3 protein-coding genes are annotated in these 3,242 nt (G+C 72.4%); 2 read left to right on the top strand and 1 reads right to left on the bottom strand.

Annotated features, from left to right (window positions below; translation table 11 throughout):
* Positions 1-135: 135 nt before the first annotated feature.
* Both AOK16_RS03870 and AOK16_RS03865 read left to right on the top strand, forming a co-directional pair.
* Entirely contained in the window at positions 136-1,095 is a 960-nt protein-coding gene (locus AOK16_RS03870) for a cyclase family protein (RefSeq protein ID WP_055470794.1), read from the top strand.
* Between the two features lie 14 nt (positions 1,096-1,109).
* Positions 1,110-2,699 carry a GMC oxidoreductase gene (locus AOK16_RS03865; RefSeq protein ID WP_055470793.1) on the top strand — a complete coding sequence of 530 codons (1,590 nt, stop codon included), beginning with the start codon at positions 1,110-1,112 and terminating at the stop codon, positions 2,697-2,699.
* A gap of 85 nt (positions 2,700-2,784) precedes the next feature.
* On the opposite strand, the gene AOK16_RS03860 is transcribed toward AOK16_RS03865, so the two are convergent.
* The coding region (locus tag AOK16_RS03860) for an SLC13 family permease (RefSeq protein ID WP_276202471.1) at positions 2,785-3,242 on the bottom strand (458 nt) is incomplete at its 5' end.

The raw sequence follows: 3,242 nt of genomic DNA, 5'->3' as shown, positions 1-3,242 counted from the left end.
CCACGAGAGCCGCCGCGCCGCGCACCGCACGAGCACCGAGAACCCAGCCAGCGTCGCACGGCGTGCGCGCGGGCGCGCGGGGGGCCGTGGGTTCGCCGCGCGGGAGCGCGCACGGCGTGCGACGCTGGGTGGGTTATGGGTGCTCGTGCGGTGCGCGGCGCGGCGGCTCTCGTGGGGGCCGCCGAGTTCGCCGGGCTGGCGGCCCGGCTGCGGGCCCGCGCGCAGGCCGGCGGCGCCGGAGGGCCCCGCGGGGCCCTCGCTTACCTGACACCCACCCAAGTACGCGTCGCCGCGGGCGAGATACGCACCGGGCGCAGCATCAGCCTCGCCGCGCCGGTCGAGACGCGGCCCTCCCCCGACAACCCGGATCCGGCGCGGCACGAGATGACCGCCTGGCACCGGCCCGAGGCCGGTGCGAGCGGCCACGGCCTCCACTTCGCCCGGGATCGCTTCGCCACCAACGTGCACGGTGACGCGGACACTCACCTCGACGCCCTCTGCCACGTCGTCTACGACGGCACCCTGCACGGCGGCGTCCCCGCGTCCACCGTCACCGCGGACGGCGCCCGCGAGCTCACCGTCGCGCTCGCCCGCGACGGCATCATCGGGCGCGGCGTCCTGCTCGACCTCCCCCGGCTGCGCGGAGTCCCGTGGCTGGAGCCCGGGGAGCAGGTGACGGCCGGTGAACTCGCCGCGGCCGAGACGGCGCAGGGCGTGCGGGTACGGGAGGGGGACCTGCTGCTCGTACGGCTCGGGCACCGGCGCCGGAGGGCCGAACTCGGGCCGTGGGACCCGGCGGAGGGCCGGACCGGGCTCCATCCGGAGGCGATGGAGTTCGTGGCCGACCGCCGGGTCGCCGTACTCGGCTGCGACGGCAACAGCGACGCCGCACCGAGCCGCACCGAGGACGTCGCGTATCCCGTACACGTACTCGCCGTGCACGCGCTGGGAGTTCACCTGCTGGACTATCTACGACTGGAGGATCTCGCGCCGGTGTGCGCGGCGGAAGGGCGGTGGTCCTTCTTCTGCGTGGTGGCGCCTTTGCGGCTGCCGCACGCCACCGGGTCCCCGGTCAATCCGATCGCCGTTCTCTGAGCAAGGAGGGCGCCATGAGCGACGGTACGCACTACGACGTCATCGTGATCGGCTCCGGCGCGGGCGGCGGCACCCTCGTCCACCGCCTGGCGCCGTCCGGGAAGCGCGTTCTGCTGCTGGAGCGCGGGGACTATCTGCCGCGCGAGCGCGACAACTGGGACTCGACCGCCGTCTTCGTGAAGGCCAAGTACCGGGCACCCGAATTCTGGTACGACAAGCACGGCCGGGAATTCCCGCCCGAGGTGAACTACTACGTCGGGGGCAATACGAAGTTCTACGGCGCCGCGCTGTTCCGGCTGCGCCCCCGCGACTTCGGGGAAATCCGCCACCACGACGGCGTTTCCCCGGCCTGGCCCCTCGATTACGGGGACTTCGAGCCGTATTACACCCAGGCCGAGCACCTGTATTTCGTGCACGGCCGGCACGGCGAGGACCCGACCGGCGGCCCGGTGAGCGCCCCGTACGCGTACCCGCCGGTCGAGCACGAGCCGCGCATCCAGCGGCTCAGCGACGACCTGGAGAAGCAGGGGCTGCACCCGTTCCATCTGCCCATCGGCGTACGGCTCACCCAGGACGCGTACGGGCGCGCGACCCGTACCAGTACGTGCATCCGATGCGACCGGGTGGACGGGTTTCCCTGCCTGGTGGAGGGGAAGTCCGACGCGCACGTCGTGTGCGTGGACCCGGCGCTGGCGCACGAGAACGTGGAGCTGGTGACGAACGCGCACGTGCGGCGGCTGGAGACGGACGCCACAGGACGTACGGTCACCGGGGTCGTGGCCGAGGTCGGCGACGAAGGGGCGGCCCGGACCACCACCTACACCGGCGACATCGTGGTCGTCTCCTGCGGGGCCGTGAACTCGGCGCTGCTGCTGCTGGCCTCGGCGAACGACCGGCATCCGCAGGGGCTCGCCAACGGCTCGGGCGTGGTGGGCCGCCACTACATGCGCCACAACAACCTGGCGCTGATGGCGGTTTCGCGGGAGCCGAACGACACACGGTTCCAGAAGACGCTGGCCCTCAACGACTGGTACGCGGGCTCGGACGACTGGGACTATCCGCTCGGCGGCATCCAGATGCTCGGCAAGTCCGACGCCGAGCAGATCCGCGCGGAGGCGCCGCGCTGGGCGGGGGCGGCAGCGCCGGAGATGCCGTTCGAGGTGCTGGCGCACCACGCCGTCGACTTCTGGCTGTGCGGCGAGGACCTCCCGCACCCCGACAACCGCGTCACGGTCGACCGGAACGGCGCGGTCCGGCTCGCGCTGGACGAGCGGAACAACATCGCCGGGCTCAAGCAGCTGCGGCTCAAACTCCAGGGAATGCTCGGCCGGTTGGGCATGCACGAGGACCATCTGCTGGACCACAGCGTCTACCTGCACAAGGGCATGCCGATCGGCGCCACCGCGCACCAGGCGGGCACGGTCCGCTTCGGCGTGGATCCGGCCGGCTCTGCCCTCGACACGTACTGCAGGGCCCACGAGGTGGACAACCTCTACGTGGTGGACACCGGCTTCTTCCCGAGCATCGGCGCCGTGAACCCGTCCCTGACCGCCATGGCCAACGCCCTGCGCGTGGGCGACCATCTGCTGGAACGGCTGGGCTGACCACCCGCGCGCCGACAACCGGGCGGACCGGCCGGCCCCTGCCAGGCCTCGGCCCGGACTCCGGCTGCCGTACGGGTCGCCGTGCTCAGATGGTGCCGAAGAGGAGCCCGGCGCCGAGCACCACCAGCGAGGTGAGCGCGGCCCATTTGACGGTGAACCGGGTGTGGTCCCCGAACTCGACCCGGGCCATGCCGACGAGCACGTAGACGGCCGGGACGAGCGGGCTCGACATGTGCAGGGCCTGCCCGACGAGCGAGGCGCGGGCGATCTCGACGGGCGCCACGCCGTGCGCGGCCCCGGCCTCGGCGAGGATCGGGACGATGCCGAAGTAGAAGCCGTCGTTGGACATGAAGTACGTGAACGGGATGGACAGGATCCCGGTGACGAGCCCCATGTGCGGGCCCATCCCGTCGGGGATGGCGCCGACGACGGCTCGGGCCATGTGCTCGACCATGCCGGTGCCGGTGAGGACTCCGGTGAAGACGGCGGCGGCGAAGACCATGCCGGAGACGTTCAGCACGTTGTCGGCGTGGGCGGCGAGGC

This window comes from Streptomyces pathocidini (assembly GCF_001418495.1).
Lineage (GTDB): Bacteria > Actinomycetota > Actinomycetes > Streptomycetales > Streptomycetaceae > Streptomyces > Streptomyces pathocidini.
Note: the sequence above shows the minus strand (reverse complement) of the source record. Positions and strands in the feature narration are given on the sequence as shown.